The organism is Paucidesulfovibrio gracilis DSM 16080, from assembly GCF_900167125.1.
In the GTDB taxonomy this organism is placed as follows: Bacteria; Desulfobacterota; Desulfovibrionia; order Desulfovibrionales; family Desulfovibrionaceae; genus Paucidesulfovibrio; species Paucidesulfovibrio gracilis.
Genome location: NZ_FUYC01000017.1, coordinates 1 through 20,063 on the forward strand (window position 1 = coordinate 1; position 20,063 = coordinate 20,063).

Annotated in this window: 15 protein-coding genes, 1 tRNA gene and 1 other RNA gene; 5 read left to right on the forward strand and 12 right to left on the reverse strand. The window is 61.6% G+C overall.

Annotation, left to right across the window (positions count from 1 at the left end):
* Positions 1-411: 411 nt before the first annotated feature.
* Positions 412-1,128 carry a class I SAM-dependent methyltransferase gene (locus tag B5D49_RS12230; RefSeq protein ID WP_078717997.1) on the reverse strand — a complete coding sequence of 239 codons (717 nt, stop codon included), beginning with the start codon at positions 1,126-1,128 and terminating at the stop codon, positions 412-414.
* Between the two features lie 113 nt (positions 1,129-1,241).
* A complete protein-coding gene (locus B5D49_RS14895; RefSeq protein ID WP_159447228.1) occupies positions 1,242-1,415 on the reverse strand; it encodes a thioredoxin domain-containing protein in 174 nt (57 codons plus the stop codon).
* A gap of 177 nt (positions 1,416-1,592) precedes the next feature.
* On the opposite strand from B5D49_RS14895, the gene B5D49_RS12235 reads away from it, so the two are divergent.
* Together B5D49_RS12235 and B5D49_RS12240 are read left to right on the forward strand one after the other, a co-directional pair.
* Positions 1,593-4,490: an insulinase family protein gene (locus B5D49_RS12235; RefSeq protein WP_078717998.1), complete on the forward strand. Its 2,898-nt coding sequence runs from the start codon at positions 1,593-1,595 to the stop codon at positions 4,488-4,490.
* Between the two features lie 167 nt (positions 4,491-4,657).
* The gene (locus B5D49_RS12240) at positions 4,658-4,861 is read left to right on the forward strand and encodes a hypothetical protein (RefSeq protein WP_078717999.1); all 204 of its coding nucleotides are present in this window, start codon (positions 4,658-4,660) and stop codon (positions 4,859-4,861) included.
* 441 nt (positions 4,862-5,302) lie between these two features.
* Here B5D49_RS12240 and cysS read toward each other — a convergent pair whose 3' ends face one another.
* The 10 genes from cysS to B5D49_RS12290 all read right to left on the reverse strand — a co-directional run bounded on the left by cysS (position 5,303) and on the right by B5D49_RS12290 (position 14,497).
* A complete protein-coding gene (cysS, locus tag B5D49_RS12245) occupies positions 5,303-6,757 on the reverse strand; it encodes a cysteine--tRNA ligase (protein WP_078718000.1) in 1,455 nt (484 codons plus the stop codon).
* Between the two features lie 66 nt (positions 6,758-6,823).
* Positions 6,824-7,708, reverse strand: coding sequence for a hypothetical protein (locus B5D49_RS12250; RefSeq protein WP_078718001.1), 885 nt, complete (start codon positions 7,706-7,708; stop codon positions 6,824-6,826).
* A gap of 68 nt (positions 7,709-7,776) precedes the next feature.
* Entirely contained in the window at positions 7,777-9,024 is a 1,248-nt protein-coding gene (gene ispD / locus B5D49_RS12255; RefSeq protein ID WP_078718002.1) for a 2-C-methyl-D-erythritol 4-phosphate cytidylyltransferase, read from the reverse strand.
* A gap of 66 nt (positions 9,025-9,090) precedes the next feature.
* An RNA gene (gene rnpB / locus B5D49_RS12260) (RNase P RNA component class A) lies at positions 9,091-9,450 on the reverse strand.
* Positions 9,451-9,536: 86 nt separating this feature from the next.
* Positions 9,537-10,274, reverse strand: a complete 738-nt coding sequence (locus B5D49_RS12265) for a zinc ribbon domain-containing protein (protein ID WP_078718003.1) — start codon at positions 10,272-10,274, stop codon at positions 9,537-9,539.
* Between the two features lie 80 nt (positions 10,275-10,354).
* Positions 10,355-11,374 (reverse strand): Nif3-like dinuclear metal center hexameric protein, encoded by a 1,020-nt coding sequence (locus B5D49_RS12270; protein WP_078718004.1) that lies wholly within the window; start codon positions 11,372-11,374, stop codon positions 10,355-10,357.
* Between the two features lie 154 nt (positions 11,375-11,528).
* Positions 11,529-11,604 (reverse strand) — tRNA-Ile (locus B5D49_RS12275).
* A gap of 77 nt (positions 11,605-11,681) precedes the next feature.
* Positions 11,682-12,170, reverse strand: coding sequence for a D-glycero-beta-D-manno-heptose 1-phosphate adenylyltransferase (gene rfaE2, locus B5D49_RS12280; protein ID WP_078718005.1), 489 nt, complete (start codon positions 12,168-12,170; stop codon positions 11,682-11,684).
* Positions 12,167-12,928 carry a YkgJ family cysteine cluster protein gene (locus tag B5D49_RS12285; protein WP_078718006.1) on the reverse strand — a complete coding sequence of 254 codons (762 nt, stop codon included), beginning with the start codon at positions 12,926-12,928 and terminating at the stop codon, positions 12,167-12,169. The genes rfaE2 and B5D49_RS12285 overlap by 4 nt, the downstream gene beginning before the upstream one ends.
* Before the next feature lie 141 nt (positions 12,929-13,069).
* Positions 13,070-14,497, reverse strand: coding sequence for a sigma-54-dependent transcriptional regulator (locus B5D49_RS12290; protein ID WP_078718007.1), 1,428 nt, complete (start codon positions 14,495-14,497; stop codon positions 13,070-13,072).
* Positions 14,498-14,819: 322 nt separating this feature from the next.
* On the opposite strand from B5D49_RS12290, the gene B5D49_RS12295 reads away from it, so the two are divergent.
* From B5D49_RS12295 to B5D49_RS12305, 3 genes are read left to right on the forward strand one after another with little or no spacing between them, the layout of a single operon-like run.
* Positions 14,820-16,898, forward strand: a complete 2,079-nt coding sequence (locus tag B5D49_RS12295; RefSeq protein WP_078718008.1) for a glycosyltransferase — start codon at positions 14,820-14,822, stop codon at positions 16,896-16,898.
* A 54-nt stretch (positions 16,899-16,952) separates the two neighbouring features.
* Complete coding sequence (locus B5D49_RS12300; RefSeq protein ID WP_078718009.1) at positions 16,953-18,695, forward strand: glycosyltransferase; 1,743 nt, start codon at positions 16,953-16,955, stop codon at positions 18,693-18,695.
* The gene (locus B5D49_RS12305) at positions 18,671-20,059 is read left to right on the forward strand and encodes a deoxyribodipyrimidine photo-lyase (protein WP_078718010.1); all 1,389 of its coding nucleotides are present in this window, start codon (positions 18,671-18,673) and stop codon (positions 20,057-20,059) included. The genes B5D49_RS12300 and B5D49_RS12305 overlap by 25 nt, the downstream gene beginning before the upstream one ends.
* The last annotated feature ends 4 nt before the right edge of the window (positions 20,060-20,063 follow it).

Here is a 20,063-nt window from a genome sequence, read left to right on the forward strand (position 1 = left end):
TGGCCTTCGGCGACCAAGGGGAAAAAGAAGTGGCCTTCGGCGACCAGGGGGAAAACCTTTCTGAAGAAAGGTTCTTCCCCCTGGACCCCCTTTCCAAAGACTTTTCCTAGCTCCAGACCTGCGGTCTGTCGCAGATGTTCGTTGTTTATCTGATTTTTATTTTCTCCCCCCTCCCAAAGCAAAAGAACGGCCGAAGCCGTTCTTTTGCTTTGGGGCGCACCGTTGCCGCGAGTTTCGGGAGGGCGCAGCCATCCCGGAAATCGCGGCAACAGAACGACACGCCGCCGCGCTGCTCCCCGCTGCCATCCTCCAGACGTCCTCCCACCCCATGCCCCCGGCCGCGCGCAGCGCGAGACCGGTAAATGGGGGTCCAGGGGGCCGCGGGCCTCCTGGCCGCCGGAGGCATGCCTTTCAGCCGGCCTGTGATCCGTGTGTCCAGGAGGCGATGGGCGTAAGTGGTGTTTGGTCTTTGAAGTCGACCCGGGCAGCGGTGAAGGCTCCGAACCATGGCGGGATGCAGCGTGAGTTCAGCAATCGGAAGGGCATACTTTTTTTCCAGGAGCTGACGGGACCGGGCAGCACGGAAAAGGCGTGCTCTGCGGGTCGCCCCACATTGACTTTGATGAGCCGCCGCATTTCCGGCCAGCTGAACCAGTGGGCGCGTCCCAGGCTTTTTTGTGGATTTCTTCCGTTGCTGAGGTAGTACAAGGACCAGCGATTCAGAAAGCCGATGAGCACGCCTTGTTCGGCAACGCGTGTTGCTTCGCGCAGCATGGCGGCGGGGTCACTGCTGAATTCCAGCACGGTCCAGAGGATCACGAAATCGAATTTCCCGGCCCGGAAGGGCAGGCATTCTCCGTTGGCTGTTTCAATTTCCGCGCGTTTTCCCATGCGTTTTCGTGCGGCCTCGACCATGCTCAGGGAGCGGTCAACGCCTGTGACGTTGAAGCCTTTTTGCCACAAAGATTCCAAAAACAGTCCTGTTCCACAGCCGATTTCCAATAGTCGCGTGCCGCGTCTGGGCCAGCCGGCCACCATGAAGTCAAGCAGTCGCCGTTCGCAATCCAGCGCCACGGCTCCGGCGGTTGTGGTGAACCACTGTTCGTATTTTTCAGGATCCCAGGTCATGCCGACTCCAGGGGCTTGCATGCGGGACCGACCCAAGGTAGGTTCCTCGGTCCGGCAACGGTGTTACTCATGAATGGATTCGTAGACGCATCCCACCAATTCTTTTCTGGATGTCAGCGTTTTTTTGCCCGGGTGACCAATTTGGCGGGGCAGAAAAAGAGTACGGTCCATTTTCCTCGGTGTTGCAATTCCGAGCGGGTCACGCGGGTGAATCCACCCTCTTCCGGATCAAAGGCGTCGAGCGTGAAGTCCTTGACCAGCCCGCCCACACGGGCGCACTCGGGCAAATCTTCAAGATGGTCATGTGCTCAGCTCCTGCGGCCCATCTCCTTTTTTTGTTATCAAGCGTCCTTAACAAGCAGGGTAACGCTGATTATACAGAGGTAGAACGCGATGATTGTGGCGTCAAGCCGCGAGTTCTGGTAGCGTGACAGAGAGGGAATCTCCAACCTTTGGGACAAATAATGGCTAAAAAGCATGGATTTAGGTTGATCGCGGAACGGGAGGTGCCGGAAATCTCCTCTCGTGCGCTGCTGTATGAGCATGAACGCACTGGCGGGCAAGTGCTTTCGATGGTCAATTCGGATGAAAACAAAGTCTTTGGCATCAGTTTTCGGACCACTCCGGCGGACTCCACGGGCCTGCCGCATATTTTGGAGCATTCGGTGCTTTGCGGCTCGCGCAAATATCCCGTGAAGGAACCGTTCGTGGAGCTGCTCAAGGGGTCATTGCAGACCTTTCTCAATGCCATGACGTTTCCGGATAAGACGTGCTACCCCGTGGCCAGCGCCAATGCCCAGGATTTCTACAATCTCGTGGACGTGTATCTGGACGCGGTGTTCTTCCCCAGACTGACGCGCAACGTATTGCGGCAGGAAGGCTGGCACTACGAGCAGAAAGACGCGGGCGAACCCCTGACATGCAAGGGCGTGGTCTACAACGAGATGAAGGGCGCGTATTCCTCCCCGGACAGCCTGCTCTACGAATATTCGCAGCATGCGGTTTTCCCGGACACGGCCTACAGCCTGGATTCGGGCGGCGACCCCGATGTGATTCCCCAGCTCAGTTTTGAACGCTTCATGGCCTTTCATCGTGAGCATTACCACCCGTCCAACGCGTTCGCATTTTTCTGGGGCAACGACGACCCGGAAAAACGGCTGGCCGTGCTGGATGAATATTTCGACCGTTTCGAGCAGGGCGAACCGGGGCGCATGGTCCGGTTGCAGCCGCCGTTTGCAGCCCCGCAGACCGTGACCCGCCACTATCCGTCCAGCGGCGAAGGCAGGAGCATGGTCACCGTGAACTTCGGCCTGCCCGAAACCAGCGACCCGGACCTGAACCTGGCGCTGAACGTGCTGGAACACCTGCTCATCGGTCTGCCGTCCTCTCCATTGCGCAAGGCGCTGCTGGATTCGGGTCTGGGCGAGGACATTACGGGCGTGGGCCTGGAAACCGACATCCGCCAGATGTATTTTTCCACCGGACTCAAAGGGGTTGCCCTGGAAGATGTGGACAAGGTGGAAGACCTGGTGCTGGATACCTTGCGCCAGATTGTGGAGCAGGGCGCACACCCGCACGACGTGGAAGCCGCGTTGAACAGCGAGGAATTCGCCCTGCGCGAAAACAATACCGGCAACTATCCCCGGGGCATGTCCGCCATGTTCCGTGGCCTGTCCACCTGGCTATACGGCGGCAATCCCGTTGACATCATTGCCTTTGAGGGACCGCTCCTGCGCCTCAAGGAACGTGTCGGCTCGGGCGAGGCCGTGTTTGAAAAAATCATTCAGGAACATTTCCTGGACAATCCGCATCGCGTGACCCTGAAGCTGTTCCCGGATCCGGAATTGGCGGAAAAAGTCCGCCGCAAGGAAAGAGAACGCCTTGAGGACGTGCGCCAAAGCATGACCGAAGAGGAGCAGGCCCGGCTGCGCGACATAGCGGACCATCTGCGCGAACAGCAGAGCAAGCCCGACGACCCGGAAAAGCTGGCCGCCATCCCGCGGCTTTCGCCGTCGGACCTCCCCCCCCGCAACCAGATCATCCCCTTGGAATCCTACGAGCGCGACGAGTCCTGCACGCTGCTGCATGACCTGGATACCTCGGGCATCCTGTACCTGGATCTCGGATTTGACCTCTGCCGTCTGCCCGAACGGCTCCTGCCCTACGTGCCGTTGTTCGGCCGGGCCTTGCTGGAAATGGGTACCGAACACAGCGACTATGTGACCCTGACCAAACGCATCGCCCGCAAAACCGGCGGCATTGAGCCGATGACCTATGCAGCCCCCACGCTGCTGACCGACGCGCCCTGCGTTTCCAAGCTCTTCCTGCGCTGCAAATGCACCGTGGATCGCGCCGACGAATTGTTCAGCATCCTGCTGGAAGTGCTCACACAATGCCGGATGGACAACAAAGACCGCTTCCGCCAGATGGTGCTGGAGGCCAAGGCCCGGGCCGAGCAGCGCATGATCCCCTCGGGACACAACGCCGTGGCCGCCCGTCTGCGGGCCGGAATGCACGAAGCCGGACTCACCAACGAACTGATGCACGGAGTGACCAACCTCTTCTACCTGCGGGAGTTGGCCCAGCGCGTGGAAAACGACTTTCCGGCCGTATTGCGCGACCTGCAGGAAATGCGGGAGCTGCTCTTTTCCCGCAATAATCTGATCATCAACGTCACAGCCAGCGAAGATGATTTCGCGGAGATCATGCCCGGCATCACCTCCCTGACCCGCGCCCTGCCGGATGCCATGAACCCGCGGCTGGAACGGACCCCATGCAGCTATCCCGAACGGGAAGCCCTGATCCTGCCCGCTCAGGTCAATTACGTGGGCAAAGGCGCAAACCTGCGGGAGCTGGGCATGGAGTTCAACGGCGCGGCCAACGCGGTGAGTAAATTCCTGCGGGCCGGATTCCTCTGGGATCAGGTTCGCGTCCTGGGCGGTGCCTACGGCGCGTTCTGCATGTTCGATATCTTCTCCGGTACGCTTTGCTTCGTCTCCTACCGCGATCCGAACCTGGACAACACCTTGCGCGTGTTCGACCATGTCGGCTCCTACCTGCGGGACACCGCCCTGAGCCACGACGACATCGAAAAAAGCGTCATCGGCGCCATCGGAGAAATGGACAGCCACATGCTGCCCGACGCCAAAGGATTCACGTCCATGATCCGGCACCTCTCCGGCGTGGACGACGCCTGGCGACAGCAGATTCGTGAGGATATTCTGAACACCACCAGCGGCGACTTCCGGCATTTCGCCGAGGCCGCGCGCCTCGTGGCAGAACACGGACGCTCCGTGGTGCTCGGCTCCGAAGAAGCAATCCAGACCAGCATCCACGAATTCTCAAAAACCACCATTCTTTAAACTCCACCAAACGACCAACACAGGGATCGGTTTCCAACCAAGGGGACCGGTCCCTTTTTTTCTCCTTGGACCGACAGCCTAAAGCCCTGCCCGCCCCAGCCGATAAGAAATGCAGACACTGCTCGGGATCGCTTGTCGCAGCAGCGTTCCCAACAAGGAGAAATCGCGTGTACTACCAAGCGTTTGAACAAAAAATTCCTTCTGAGGCACAACCCTGGAACCAAAATGACGAGCTGTTCGTTTCCCTGCTCTTCTCCAGGGCCATCACCCGAAGCGCCATTCCCGAAGCAGGAACCGCGGTCTTGCAAATCGCCATGAGTCAACTGCTGGATATGTGTCTGTACCTGAGCAAAGACGCGAAAGATTGTTAGCCACGGCTCCATAGCAGCACAGGCTGAAAGGCATGCCTCCGGCGGCCAGGAGGCCCGTGGCCCCCTGGACCCCCATTTACCGGTCTCGCGCTGCGCGCGGCCGGGGGCATGGGGTGGGAGGACGTCTGGAGGATGGCAGCAAGGAGCAGCGCGACGGCGCGATCTCATGTTGCCGCGATTTCCGGGATGGCTGCGTCCTCCCGAAACTCGCGGCAACGGTGCGCCCCCAAACAAAAGAGCGGCCTGGGCCGCTCTTTTGTTTGGGGAGGGGAAAAGGGGGGGGTGAAACAAAACAAAAAAACGATAACCGCGACAGACCGCAGGTCTGGAGCTAAGAAAAGTCTTTGGAAAGGGGGTCCAGGGGGAAGAACCTTTCTTCAGAAAGGTTTCCCCCTGGTCGCCGAAGGCTCTTCTCTTTCCCCGTGGTCGTCAGAGGGCGTATCAGGCGTCCCAGACCGGACCTTTGGGTGTATCTTTCACTTCCACGCCGAGTGCGGCGAGTTCCTCGCGCAGGCGGTCGGCTTCGGTGAAGTCTTTGGCTTTCCGGGCGTCTTGTCGGGCGGCCATGAGTTGTTCCACCTGCTCTGGATCAATGCCTTTGCGGGCGGCGCGGGTGTTGCGCAATTCATCGAGGAACTCGGCGGGATTGCGCTCGAACACGCCGAACACCTTGCCCCAGGCGGCCATATCGGTTTTGATGCGCTGCCAGAGGTCGCGTGCGCCTTCGGATTTCCGCAGGGTTTTATCCTCGCCCAGACGACCGGCCAGCCGCACGGCGTTAAAGACCTGTCCCATGGCTCCGGCGGTGTTCAGATCATCTTCCATGCTTCTGGTCCATTCGGTTTCAATGGTTTCCAGCTCCTGAAGCAGCTCTTCGGGGAGCGGAGTTTTGGACCATTTGGAGCGGACCGATTCCTCGTCGATTTGCCGCAGGGCCGCGTAGACCCGTTTGAGACCTTTTTCCGCCTCTTCCATGGCATCAAACGAGAAGTCCAAGGGACTGCGATAGTGCATGGTCAGCAGGAAGTAGCGCAGGGTCTCGGGGTGGAACTGGGCCAGGATGTCCCGAATGGTGAAAAAATTGCCCAGGGATTTGGACATTTTTTCGGAATTGATCTGCACGAATCCGTTGTGGACCCAGTAGCGGGCAAAGGGTTTGCCTGTGGCGGCCTCGGACTGGGCGATCTCATTTTCATGATGCGGGAAGGCCAAATCCTGTCCGCCACCGTGGATATCCAGAGGCAGGGCAACGTATTTTTCGCTCATGGCCGAGCATTCCAGATGCCAGCCGGGCCGTCCCGGTCCCCAGGGGCTTTCCCAGGAGGGCTCCCCGGGCTTGGCGGCCTTCCAGAGGGTGAAGTCCAGGGGATCCTGCTTGTCTTCCCCGGGAGCGATGCGCGCACCGGATTCGAGTTCTTCGATACGCCGACCCGAGAGCTTGCCGTATCCTTCGAAGGAACGCACCTTGAAGTACACGTCGCCATTGGGCGCGGCATAGGCGTGGCCCTTGTCGATGAGCCGCTGGGTGAGCTGGATCATCTCCTGGATGTGTTCGGTGCATTTGGGTTCCACGTCGGCGCGGAGCACGGCGAGCCGGTCCATGTCCACATAGAACTCCTGGATGAACTTGGCGGCCAGTTCCGCAGGATCCATTCCGGTTTCGGCGGCGCGCTTGATGATCTTGTCATCAATATCCGTAAAGTTGCGGATAAAGGTGACATCGTATTCTTTATGGCGCAGGTAGCGCACGAGCACGTCGAATACCACGCTGGAGCGGGCGTGTCCGATATGACAAAGGTCATACGCGGTGATGCCGCAGACGTACATGTTTACGGCATTGCCGTTCAGCGGGGTGAATTCTTCCTTGTTTCCCGTGAGGGTATTATACAGTCGCATTGAAGAACTCCGGTTGCAACAAGCTGGTATGCTTGTTTTTTGATTGCTGTAACCGATGCTTTCCCGCTAGTCCGCCACAACCTGGATACCCAGGGTGCGAATCACGTCCTTGGGATCCTGCATGCCGAGCAGCTGGAGCATGGCCACGGGTTCGTCGGGCTGGGCCTGGACACGAAGGGTCTGGGGGTTGTTCAAAAACTCTTGAATCTCCTCCATGACCTGGGCGGCGAAGTCTTCGCCGTTGGCCCGGGCGCGCTGAATTTCCCTGTCCGTGTTCTGATTGATTTCCGCCATCAGCTTTTCGCGGGACATGCGCTCTTCCTTGGCGGCCATGTCGAACAGGCGATCCATGAGGGAGTCTTCCCCATAGCTGAGTTCGGCCTGGTCCACGGTCACGAGCATGGCGCTGGGTCCGCCCTTGGTCAGGTCCGCAAGATCCACGTTCCCGAGGCGAAAGGAGAGGGAGAACTGTCCCGCGTCCTTGACGCTCAGGGAGAGTTCCTTGGTTTCAAAGATTTTATCCTTCTCGTCGTAGGCGTAATCCATGACGTAGTCGCAGTGGAGCATTTCGTAGCCCAGGTTGCGGATCACGTCCACGGAGTCGCCGAAATATTCCGGGGTCACGGGGACGTCCACACCGCTGAAGCGGACGGTCACGGCGTGGGGTACGCCGTCCTTTTCCTCGTAGCGGTCCAGCACGAGCTGGTCGATGTCGATGACCTTGCCGCCCAGCACGGCGACCTTGAGGTCGTTGACTTCCGCGGCCTGGGTAAAGAGGTTCACGTCAACGTCGCCGTATTCGGCGTGGACCACATCGTCCATACCCGCGAAGAATTCCTTGACCTTTTGCTCCGCCACATTTTTGGCCATGTAGTGGGCGCCGAAGTAGCCGCCCACAAGGAGCACAGCGCCGATGCACAGCGCCACCAATAAATTTTTGCCTTTTGCCATGATCTCTCCCTCGTTGAATGTTGAAATATAGGTATTGCCGGGCGTTGGTCCGACCGGGCAATTGTCCGTTACTGCATGCAATCGGCGTCGCGCAGGGCGCTGACCAGGGCAACAGCTTTAATACCGCGTTTTTCCCCTGTAAAGCCGAGATGTTCTTCGGTCGTGGCCTTGATGTTCACGCAGGCCATGGGCAATTCCAACAGCCTGGCCACGTTTTCGCGCAGGTGTTCCTTATGCGGGCCGAGCCGGGGAATCTGGGCGATGACGGTCAGATCCACGGAAACAATGCGCGTTCCGCGTTGGCGGGCCAGCGCCTGGGCTTCCTTTACGAATACGGCGCTGCTGCGGTTTTCGTTTTCTTCGGCATTGTCCGGGAAGTGGTCCCCGATGTCCCCGCCGCCGCAACACCCCAAAATGGCGTCGGTAAGCGCGTGCAGCAGCACATCCCCGTCGGAGTGGGCCAAAACGCCCGGCGCTTGGGGGATGGGCACGCCGCCCAGGACCATGGAGCGAACCGGACCAGTGTCGGTTTCCCCGGCATAGCGGTGTACGTCGTAGCCGAAGCCGGTGACGGCCTGCCTGGGCTGCTGGGGGCGCAGCCGTTCCAGGTCCGCGGGGGTGGTGATCTTCATATTGATTTCCTCGCCCGGCACCACAACCACACCGCCCGGTGCGGCGTGCGGGGTTTGTTCCGCGAGCCGTTCCACCATGGATGCGTCGTCGGTCACGTCCCATTCGTGGGTCAACGCCTGTTCGTGCGCCGTTTCCAGCACGCTCCGGTCAAAGCCCTGCGGCGTCTGCACGGCGCGGAGCGCGGCGCGGTCCAGGGTCGTCAGCACCTGTTCGGCGCAATCCACGCTTTTGATGGTGTCGGTTACAGCCAGCCCCGGCACAACGCCCGACGCTCCTTGTTCCAGGGCATTGAGCACGCGGAGAATCAGCGCGGGTGAGGCAAAGGGCCGGGCCGCGTCGTGTACGAGTACGCGACCGCACTCCCGAGGCAGAGCGCGCAGGCCGTGTCGCACGGAATCCTGACGGCGTTTTCCGCCGGGAACTGCCTGCCAGGGCAGGCCCAGGGGAACACGCTGCATCCATTCCCGCAGCTCGGCCTCACGTTGTTCCAGTTCGGATTCGGGGAACACGAACACCAGTCCGCGCAGCGCGGGCAGGGCCGCGAGAGTCCGTGCGGAGCGCCAATACAGGGGCGCGCCGTCCAGGGGCAGAAATTGTTTACGCCGCCCCTCGGTGGCCTCGGCCAAGCGGGTTCCGCTACCGGCGGCCAGCAGCACGGCCCATGTTTCCGGGCTTGCGCTCACGTGATCCTCGTTCGTTGGAGCAAGCCCGCTCCGAAGTGCATCGGAACGGGCCGCCCATGGTGTACAATGTGGAGCCGGACGATAAGCCGGGTTTTGTCTCCCCTTGCGGGGCGGTCGTCATTCATCTGGGGCGGGCGTTACCGCACGCCTCAAGCAACCTACCCGGAAGTCTGATGGCCGGGCCGGCCGACTTCCCTATTTGGTCTTGCTTCGGACGGGGTTTACCTAGCCGGATGCGTCACCGCACCCGCTGGTGGTCTCTTACTCCACCGTTTCACCCTTACCTGCCGGAAACCGGCGGGCGGTCTGTTTTCTGTGGCACTTTCCCAGGATCGCTCCTGCTGGGCGTTACCCAGCGTCCTGCCCTGCGAAGCCCGGACTTTCCTCCACGGCGACATGCACCGCAGCGACGACCTGTCCGACTCCAAAATATATATGCGACGGTTTCGGACCTTCGCGCCGGGCCGACATGGTGACAAACACCGGCCCGGCGCGCAAGTCCGCATTCCGGACTACTCAGCCTCGCGCAACGATTCCGGGGTGTGCTCCACCCAATAGATCAGGCGCTGGCAGTTGGGGCAGGAGAGAATCTGCTTGCCCTTTTGCAGCTCGTTGTAAATCTGGGGAGGAATCATGATGTTGCAGCCGCCGCACACGCCCTCGGTGACCGGAACGATCACGGGATGGGACAGGCGGGAACGGATGAACTCATAGCGGCCCAGGATGGGATCAGGCACGACCTTGCCCGCCTTTTTCCTCTTTTTATCCAAGGATTCAAGGCGTTTTTCCGTTTTTTGCACGCGTTCCTGCAGGGTGGCCCGCTTTTCTTCGCACTGCTCGCGCAGTTCGCCCATTTCCTTGTCCAACTCGGTTTTGGCGTCCTGTTGCGCGGCCAGCTCCTCCACCACGGTGACGCGCTCTTCCTCGCGCATGCGGTTGAGTTTTTCCAAGCTGTCCATCTCGCGCATCATGGCGTGATATTCTTTGGTGTTGCTGGCCATCATGAGCTTGTTCTTGCTCTTTTTGACCTTGCCGGCGTCCTCCTCGATTTCAAAATCAAGGCGCTTTTGTTTTTCCCCCAGGGTTTCGACCTTTTCGTCGATTTCCTGCACACGGGTATTGAAGGACTCCAGGCGCTGTTCAAGATCCGCAAGCTCACGCGGGGCCGCTTCCAGCTCCTCGCGCAGGCCGATGATCTCGTCGTCCACGCTCTGCAAAATCACCAATTGTTCGATCTGTTTCTGATACATACGTCCTCACCTTGTTCTATTCGTGAACCGGCCCAGGCCGGGTTTCACCTGTATTCGAATCCGCCGGATATCGGGCCGCGTCATCGGGCGACGCGGCTTTGCAACGGATCCACGCCCGGAAGAAAACGAATTTCCACGCCTTCCAGCTCCTGTTCCAGCCGTCCGGCAAAGCGGCGCATCATTTCCTCTTCCAGGCAGAAATGTCCCACATCCAGCACATGCAATCCGGCCTGCACTGCGTCCAAGGCCGCATGATATTTCACGTCTCCGGTGATGAAGACGTCCGCCCCGGAACGAAGGGCCGCGTCCAGGGCCGACGCCCCGGATCCCGGCAGATAGGCCACGCGGCGCACGTTTTCCGGCCGGGGACCGATCTCGTTCCACTGATCCCGGCCCACGAGTCCGCCGAGCAGGGCGGTGAACTGTTCATAGGGCAGCTTGCCCGGCAACCGGCCGCTTTCGCCAAAGCCCACGGTTTCGCAGGGGGCGGCCAAACGGGTGCGGAAATAGGCGGTGCGCTCCATTCCGCCCTGGTCCAAAGCGCGGTCCAGGCGGGCGCGCACGTTCTCCCAGGCCGCGCCGTGGCAGAGGATGCGCACTTCGCCCGTGCCTTCCTGGGCCACGCCGAACACGCCGTCCAAATCGGCCAGTTCATCCGCGAGGTCGCCGTCCAGATCCTCCTGAAGAAAGAAGGAGACGGAAACCGAGTCGAACTGATTGCCCGGCTCCAACACTTGCCGGTCCTCCAGGCCCAATTCGTCGCCCAGCCAGCAGGCTGTGCCGCGGGGGCTGGAATCCAGGGAGGTGTGAGCGGCGTAGAGCCAAGCCCCGGAAGGCAGCAGGGTGCGCAGGGCGCGCAGGTAGGGACCGTCCGTAACCGGGGCTGTGGGCTTCATGTAGAGCGGATGGTGGGAGAGCACGAAATCCGCGTCCCATTCCACGGCCAGGGCCAATTGTTCCGGCAGCGGATCCAGGCACACGGCCAGTCGTCGGGCCTGGTGCCGGGTTCCGGCCAGCTGGATGCCGCTGTTGTCCCAGGGGGCGGCGTACCGCTCCGGAGCCAGGGCTTGCAAAGTAGCTATTATTTCTTTTATTTTCATAACTTAGGCGGATTTTTGAAAAAAAGATGCTCCCCTAGGGTTTCCCCTGGGGGAGCATTCGTGCCTCTCGTATGTCGGCGAGGAAAGTGGTGTTTTGTTGACCGTATCCTTGGGCAATACTTCCTTCCTCGGCTCCGCTGCGCTGCGGAGGGGTTGGTAGGCCAGCCAGGATTCGAACCTGGGACCGACCGGTTATGAGCCGGTGGCTCTGCCAACTGAGCTACTGGCCCAAAATTGTCAGGAGCCGGATTCAATACCGCGTAACGGTCCGTCTGTCAAGCAGTGCGCCACGCGGGTTCCGGGCGGATCACCCCCGGATGCGGCGCACCAGCCCCGTGGTGGAATATCCGGACAGCAGCGGCAGGCTGCACACCTCGCCGCCCAAGGCCTGGACCACGTCCCGCCCCACGATGGATTCCACGGGCCAATCCCCGCCCTTGACCAGCACATGCGGCCGCACCGCCCGGATCAGTTCCAGGGGCGTGTCCTCGTCAAAAATGATCACGTAATCCACGCAGGTCAGGCCCGCCAGCACGAAGGCGCGTTCTTCCTGGCGGTTCAACGGGCGTTCCGGCCCTTTGTTCAGCCGCCGCACCGAGTCGTCGGAGTTCAGCCCCAGCACCAGGGCGTCGCCCAGGGCGCGGGCGCGCGTCAGCAGATCCACGTGGCCGGGGTGCAGGATGTCGAAGCATCCGTTGGTGAAGACCAGACGACGCTGTTCCGGCAGTTGTTCGCGCAGCGGAGCAAAGGTGTCCACTGTGAACAGTTTGGGATTGGGGGGGAGCATCGGAGTCATTTTTTTTCCAGGCCCGGGCAGTCGCCCATGAGGATCAGTTCCAGCCAGTCCAGGCCAAAGGCCAGGGCCGCTTCTTCATCCTCCATGATGGCGCGTTGGCGCTCCTCGTCCACGTTCACACGGTCGAACATGCGCATGTCCGTGATGAAGCGGCGGAAATCGTCGGGCTGGTAGAGCGCCAAAAAGGCCATGTTGGCCTGACGTTCATCCAGGGAACGGCCCTGACCCTTCCAGCGATTCATGAGCCGCATGTAGCGGTCGTTGGCTTCGTTGTATTCCTCCAGCCCCTGATCCTGGAGCCACTCCCCGGACGACCAGTGGCTTTTTTCCTTAAAACCGTTGCAGTGCGGTTCCTGAACAATGAAAAAATGTTCCACCAGGTTGCCGTCGTCATCCAGCATGGAGGCGCGGCCCAGAGGATAGGTGCGGCAGGCGCCGGGCCGGTCCGGGTACACGGAGCAGCCTTCGGGCCGCACAAAGGGACAGCTCTGCCGGTCGTCATCCAGCATGCGCAGCCGGACCATGGGGAAGCCCAGATCCTGCCCGGCCGCCACAAGGCAGTGGGCGTGGATGAATTCACGGCTGGATTTGCCCAGGGCGCGACGCAGGCGCAGGGCGTCATAGGGGGTGAGCATGAGGTTCAGGTCGCTGCAACAGGCATTGAAACAGTCCACGCCCGGATGACAGCGAAACTGAAATGTTTCCCCCGGCTTCAGCTGGGGCATGTTTTGCAAAAATTCCCGGCTCTCGTCATTCATGATGGAAATTCCTGTGGTCTGGGTTGATGGTTTGCCGCCCCTCCAGACCAGAGATGCGCGCAAAGATCAAGCGCGGCCCAGGCCTTGCCGTCATGCGGGAGGGAGAATGAAGCGCGGACGCGGGAGCACCGGGCCGGAAGATCAGGGAACCACAAGCCCCAACTGTTTGTACTCGTTGATCTTGTTGCGCAGGGTGCGCACGGAAATACCGAGCAGCTCCGCGGCTTGGGTGCGGTTGCCGCCGGTTTCGTTCAGGGATTTGAGCACCAGGCGTTTTTCCATTTCGTGCAGGGGCATGACCGAGAGCGCCTCGTCCCGGGTTTCGGGCGGGGTGGTGTCCGTGTCCGAGACCGCGCCATCCAGATCGTCAGGCTGCCAGGCTTCGGGATCCATGAGGAAATGGGCCGGGGTCACAGGACCGCCTCCGGCCAGCAGTACGGCGCGTTCCATGAGGTTTTGCAACTCGCGCACGTTGCCGGGCCAGTCGTAGTCCAGCAGCCATTGCCGGGCTTCGTCCGAAAACGGCGGCCGGGGCATGTTGTAGGCCGCGCAGTATTTGGCCACAAAAAATTCCGCCAGGAGCAGGGCGTCCTCGCCCCGTTCGTGCAGGGCCGGGAGCTTTAGCGGGATGACATTGAGCCGGTAGAACAGATCCTGCCGGAATTTGCCCTCCTGCACGGTCTGTTCGATGTCCCGGTTGGTGGTGGCCAGTACGCGCACGTCCACGCCCACGGTCTCCACGCCGCCCACGCGGTCGATCTCGCCTTCCTGCAACACGCGCAAAAGCTTGGCCTGCAGGCCCAGGTCCATTTCCGTGATTTCGTCCAGCAGCATGGTGCCGCCCGAGGCCAGCTCGAACTTGCCCAACTTGCGATTGATGGCGCCGGTGAACGCGCCTTTTTCGTGGCCGAACAGTTCGGATTCCAGCAGATGTTCAGGCAGGGCCGCGCAGTTCACGGCCACAAAGGGCTGGTTCGCACGGTCGGAATGGTAATGCAGGAACCGGGCGAACATTTCCTTCCCCGTGCCGGAGTCGCCGGAAATCAGCACCGTGGCCTTGGAGCGGGCCACTTGCTTGGCCAGGGCCAAAACCCGGAGCATGGCCGGATGTTTGCCGATGACCTGGAAATTTTTGGCCGCGCCCACGGGAGCGACGTGTCCTGAAGCCGGTTCCGGCGCGGAGGGCGTGGACTCGGCAGCGGGGCGGGCGGGTGTATCGTTGCGGGGCAGCACGGCCTGGATTTTTTCGCAAAGCAGCGGCTCCAGCCAGAAATCACGCGCCCCCAACTCCATAAACCGCTGGGCCTCATCCGCGGTGCCATCGCGGGAAAAGACCACCACGGGCGGAAAGTCCGGATCGGCCTGGGCCTCGGCCAGGAGCTTTTCCGCGGCAAACCCCTGGAGGCGGGGACGGCAGAAAATGGCGGCGGGCGAAGACTTGCGCACAAATTGCAAGGCTCCATTGAGATTGTCGGCCAATCCCGCCTGGAGACCGGCCTCCTTCAATGTGGAGAAGATGCCGCTTACGGCCTGAGGTTCCGCCACGAACAAAATCGTCTTAGTGGTCATATCCCTCTCTCTTAGCCTCTCCGGGAATGCATTTCAATATCCATGCGCCTCGCCCTTGCCCGGGGAACCGGCTTTTGCTACCAACCAAAAGCGTCGTATCACGGTTCCGCACGGGCGGATATCCGCTTTCCGCGCGGTCTGTAGCTTGCTCATCCCCTTGCTGACCGTTGATCAATGCCGAAGCAAAGGCGGCTCAAAAAAGATGCGATGCGAACGCAAAAAAATACAAGGCCAAAGCGTACCTGCCTCGGCAAGAAGGTAAAGGTATTGCCGCACCGCAGCAGATGGCCTTTTTCAACAGCCTGCCATATCAAGGACACTCATGTTGCCACCCAGCATTCCTATAGTATGTTACCACGACATCAGCAATGCCAAGGGCAGTTTGCCGCCGCATCGCTTCCTCGAGCACCTGGACGCCATGGCCGATGCGGGCTGGAAAACCCTCACGGCCCGGGAGCTGTATGACGCGGTAACCGGCAGCCGTCCCGTGCCGAGGCGCTCCGTGGTGCTCACCTTTGACGACGGGCATGTGAGCAACGCGCTCTTTGCCGCGCCCGAGCTGGAGCAAAGGGGCATGACCGGGGTGTTTTTCGCGGTAACGGATTTCATTCAGCCGGGACCGGCCCGCACCCCGGACGCCGCGCCCCAGGAAAAGCGCATGCCCGATTGTTTTGTCGAAGCGCTAACAAGTCAAAATTACGAACAATTCATTAATGAAGGTGAAATTGCCCAGCTGCTTGCGGCCGGACATGAAGTGCATTCCCACGGCTGTCGGCACCAGGGCTGCTTTCGGACCATGCAGCCCCGCGCCCCGCTGGGCAGACATGGATCGCACTGGGCCTCCTGGAGCATTTATCCCCAGCCCCGGCCCGGCCTGCCGACCTTTGAGGTGGGCAGCGCCTATGTATATGACGGCTACTGGCCAAACCAGGACGCGGTGCCGCGCTTTACCCGCCGCAGCCCGCAAGAGCGTCTGGCGTTCTGCCGTGAGGATTTTGCCCGCAGCCTGGAACGCATGCGCGAGCTTACGGGCGCGCAACGGCAGTTTTTTTGCTGGCCCTGGGGCAACTATGATCAAGAGTCCGATCAGATCCTGCGTTCCGTCGGGTATGACGGCGCCTTTACCCTGGAACGCGGACCCAATGTCCGCGGCACGGATCCGTTCCGCCTGCACCGCATCGGTGTGGCTTCGGGCAAGGACAGCGACTGGCTGCTCTCACGCCTGCGCATGTACGGCTACAGGCTTTCCGCTTCGGTCTGCTTCAAAAAACTGCGCAAACGGCCCGAGGTGCAGCACGTGCTCCTGACCACGGATTCCCAAAAGGTTTCCGGCGGCAGCCGTCAGATGCTGAACAACGCACACGCGCTCTCAAGCCTGGGAATGCGCGTCAGCGTGTGTGTTCCCCCGGATTCGCAGATTGCCCGCCAACTGCCCCCGGGCGTAACCCTGGTGCCGCATACGGACTTCCGCAACATCGGCGCCACGGCGCGGCATTTGCGCGGGTATTGCCGAAAGCAGAACGTGGATGTGGTCCACACCTTCCACAACAAAACCTACAAGCCCGCACTGCTGGCCCGGGCCATGAACGTCCTGACCACGGGCCGTCCCGGATTCCGGCTGTTCATCAACCGGGGCGTAATCTTCAGCGCCAACGTGCTCTTCGGACTCTGGGCGCGGCTGGCCAACGGCATGATCGTGAACTCCCGGGCCTGCGCCGACTCCCTGCGGCGGTTGCGCGTTCCTGAAAAACGCCTCAATGTGGTCTACAATGGCCTGGATTTTTCCGCCCGGCCCATGCCCCGCCCCGAAGAACGCAAAAAACGCGGCCTGCGTGTGGTCTACCTGGGCAACAACCATCCGGCCAAGGGGCTGGACGTGTTTCTCCAGGCCGTGGACAGGTATGCCCAGACCTACGATTGCCGGGACATGGAATTCGTGGTCATCGGCAGCCCCGGCAAAAACAGCGCCTGGGACGTACTCTCTCCCGAAGCGCGCAAACGCATCCACCACGCAGGGATTCTGCCCCATGAGCAGGTGCAGGAACAGTTGGCCCACGCGGATATTCTGGTTCTGACCTCGCGGCAGGAAAGCATGCCCAACGTGCTTTTGGAGGGTTTTTTCGCGGGCCTGCCCGTGGTGGGAACCCGTGTGGGCGGCATTCCCGAGCTGATCCGCGACCGGGTCAACGGCCTGCTCTGCGAGAGTGAGGACGCGGTTTGCGTGGCGGAAAAAATCCGGTATCTTGCGGAGCGACACTCCGAACGGTTGCGCATGGGTCTCCAGAATCAGGAGCTGGTGGAAGCTCATTTCACGGTGCGCGCCAAAGGAGTCAAATTGTTGCAGGTCTATCACGGCAGGCACGTGCGCGACCGGCTGGCCCTGCCCGACGCCGAATCCTGACGGCCCGGGACCGGTCCGGCGTTGTCGCGGCACCAGCACAGGAGGCATACGCCCTTGTCCCGTCATCCCTTGCTTCGGCTCCCCGCTCCCTCGGTCCTGTTTCCGGCCCTGCCCGCCCCGGTACGGCGCTCCCTGTACGTCGGTTCCTGCGGCGTGCTGCACCTGCTCGAAACCGTGGGTCTCGGCTTGGACTCCCTGCCCGGCAAGGAATCCGAGGACAGGAACGCCGACCCTGCCCACGATTCGTTTTTTCCCGCCCTGTACGCGGACATGCTGCTGGCCGCCCTGGCCGAACGCCCCCTGGCCCATGATCTGGCCGCACGCCTGCCCTCCCTGCCCGGCATCAAGGAAGCGCTTGGTCCCGAGCAAATCGCGGAGCTGCGCGCCCTGGAGCAGGCCACAGCCAGCGTACCCCAGGGGCAACGGCATTTCCAACACCTGGCGGCCCAGCGGGACATGCAGCGGCTGCGCTCCTTTGTGCTGGGGCGCATCCAGGCCGAGCCGGATCAACTGTTCTGGCGGGAACACGCCCTGATTCTGGCCGTGGCCGAAGGGGACGCGGATCTTGCCGACCATGCCCTGGACGCGGACGTGCTGCAAACCCTGCCCTCTGTCCATGCGTGCCTGTCCTGGCAGGCCGCGTTTCTGGCGGGCCGTTTGGAGCAGGCCGCAAAACTGGCATTGGACATGGAACCATTGTTCGGTCCGGGAGTGGCGCAGACCCGTCTGGCCGAAGCCCTGCTGGCCCAAAACCGACGCGAGGCCGGGATACAGGCGCTGTTGCAGGCCGTGGCCGCCTCGCCCTGGCGGAGCAACGAACTGTTGCGAGTGCATGAGCTGCTGGAAGGCTTTGACACGCAGGTTCGGCCCATGCGCGGCGAGGGACGCATTTTTCTCTACACCTGGAACAAGGCCGGGGATCTGGACCAGGCACTGCACGCCCTGGCCCGGTCCAATCTCGGACTGGCGCGCATCGTGGCGCTGAACAACGGCTCCACGGACGACACGGCCCGGGTATTAGCCAAGTGGCAGGGGGAGCTGGGACGCGACCGCATGGGTATTGTGGAACTACCCGTGAACATCGGCGCGCCCGCGGCCCGCAACTGGCTGCTGCATGCCGAGGCCGGGGACGCGGACTGGGTGGTTTATCTGGACGACGACGCCCTGGTGCCGCAGGATTGGCTCGGACGCTTCGGGTCCGCGGTGGAGCGTCTGCCCGAGGCCGGGGTCTGGGGCTGCCGCGTGGTGGACCATGCCCAGCCCCTGCTGGCCCAGGCCGTGGACTACCAGCTTTTCCCGGCCCGCGACGCGGCCGCCGGACCAGACCTGACCAGCATGCAGCCCCATCCCTTCAAGCTCTCGCGTCTGCACATTCAGGGATTGGATCGTGGACAATTCCACTATGCCCGGACCTGCGCCTCGGTCACGGGATGCTGCCACCTGTTCCAACGCGACCGACTCGAACAGGCCGGTGATTTTTCCCTGTTTCTCTCTCCCTCCCAATACGACGATATGGAGCGGGACATCCGCATGCTGGCCTCGGGACGCACCGCCGCGTACCAGGGACATTTGCGCGTGGAGCACGTCAAGCGCACGGGCCGGGATTCCCTGCTCCCCGGACCGGAAAACGCCAATGCCCTGGGCAACCGCTACAAAATGCAGGTATTGCACGACAACGCGGAAATCCGCGAATCCGCCCGAGTTCTGAATCAAGCCCTGGAAACGGATTTATTCTCACGCCTGGAACGCATCCAGACCGCCATGGAGGAAGCATGTTCGACAGAGCACGGCAACTGACCAGTCCGCACGAGCATCGGCCCGGTCCGGTGCTGCACTGGATGCGCCGGGAATTTCGCGTCAATGACAACCCAGCGCTGCTCCTGGCCCGGGAGCTGGCCGAGCGTGACCGCGTCCCCCTGGCCGTGGTGCTTTGCCTCGATGCGGACGAACAGTATCCATCCGTGCGGCAACGCGCCTTTTTGGTGCAGGGACTGGAAGAGCTGCATCAAGGGCTGGAGCAGCGAAACATCCCCCTGACCGTGCTGCACGGCGACCCCGTAAACGAACTGTCCGGCCTGGTGCGCCGCGTCAAGGCCACGACATTGACCACGGATTTCGATGCCCTGCGTCCCGGACAACGGCAGATACAGGCCTTGACCGCCCTGTCCGGGCTTGCCCTCTGGGAGGTGGACGGTCGCAACATCGTACCCTGCTGGATGGCTTCGGACAAAAAGGAATACATGGCCCGGACCATCCGGACCAGGATTCATCGCCTGCTGCCGGAATTTCTGCTGCCTCTGCCGGAATTGGAGCCGGTTCCCACGGCCTGGGACGCCTCCCTGCTCCCAGCGTTGCCCGCGCCGGACCAGCACCGCTTGCAGACCTGGGCGGGCCAGGGGTTTGCGGCCGCGCCCGTGACCTGGGCCGAGGGCGGCGAATCCCACGGGCTGCAACGGATGCGGAGCTTTGTGCAAAAAGGGTTGCGCGGGTATGCCCAGCGGCGCAACGATCCGGTGCTGGATGCCTCCTCCCGGCTCTCCCCGTGGCTGCATTTCGGATTCGTGTCCGCCCTGCGTACCGCCCTGGAAGCGGCGCGCTCCAACGCGCCCCAGGAGGACAAGGACGCGTTTTTGGAAGAACTCATCGTCCGTCGGGAACTTGCCGATAACTTTTGTTATTATGAGCCGCGCTACGACAGCCTGGACGCGGCCTGGGACTGGGCGCAAAAAACCCTGGACGCCCACCGCGGGGATACCAGGTCCGCCGTATATACGCCCGAACAGTTTGAGACCGGGGAAACCCATCAACCCCTATGGAACGCGGCCCAGCTCCAATTGCGCGGCCAGGGGATCATCCATGGCTACATGCGCATGTATTGGGCGAAAAAAATTCTGGAATGGAGTGAAAGCCCGGAGCAGGCCATGGAAATCGCGGTGCGGCTCAATGACTGCTGGGCCTTGGACGGCCTGGAGTCCAATGGATATGCGGGCGTGGCCTGGAGCATTGCGGGCGTGCATGACCGGGGCTGGAAGACGCGGCCCGTGTACGGCAACATCCGCTACATGAACGCCAACGGTGCCCGAAGAAAATTCGATGCCGCGGAATACGTCCGCCAGCATGCGGGCATTGCCCAGGCCCGGTTATTCGCGGGTCTGAAGTAGCGCG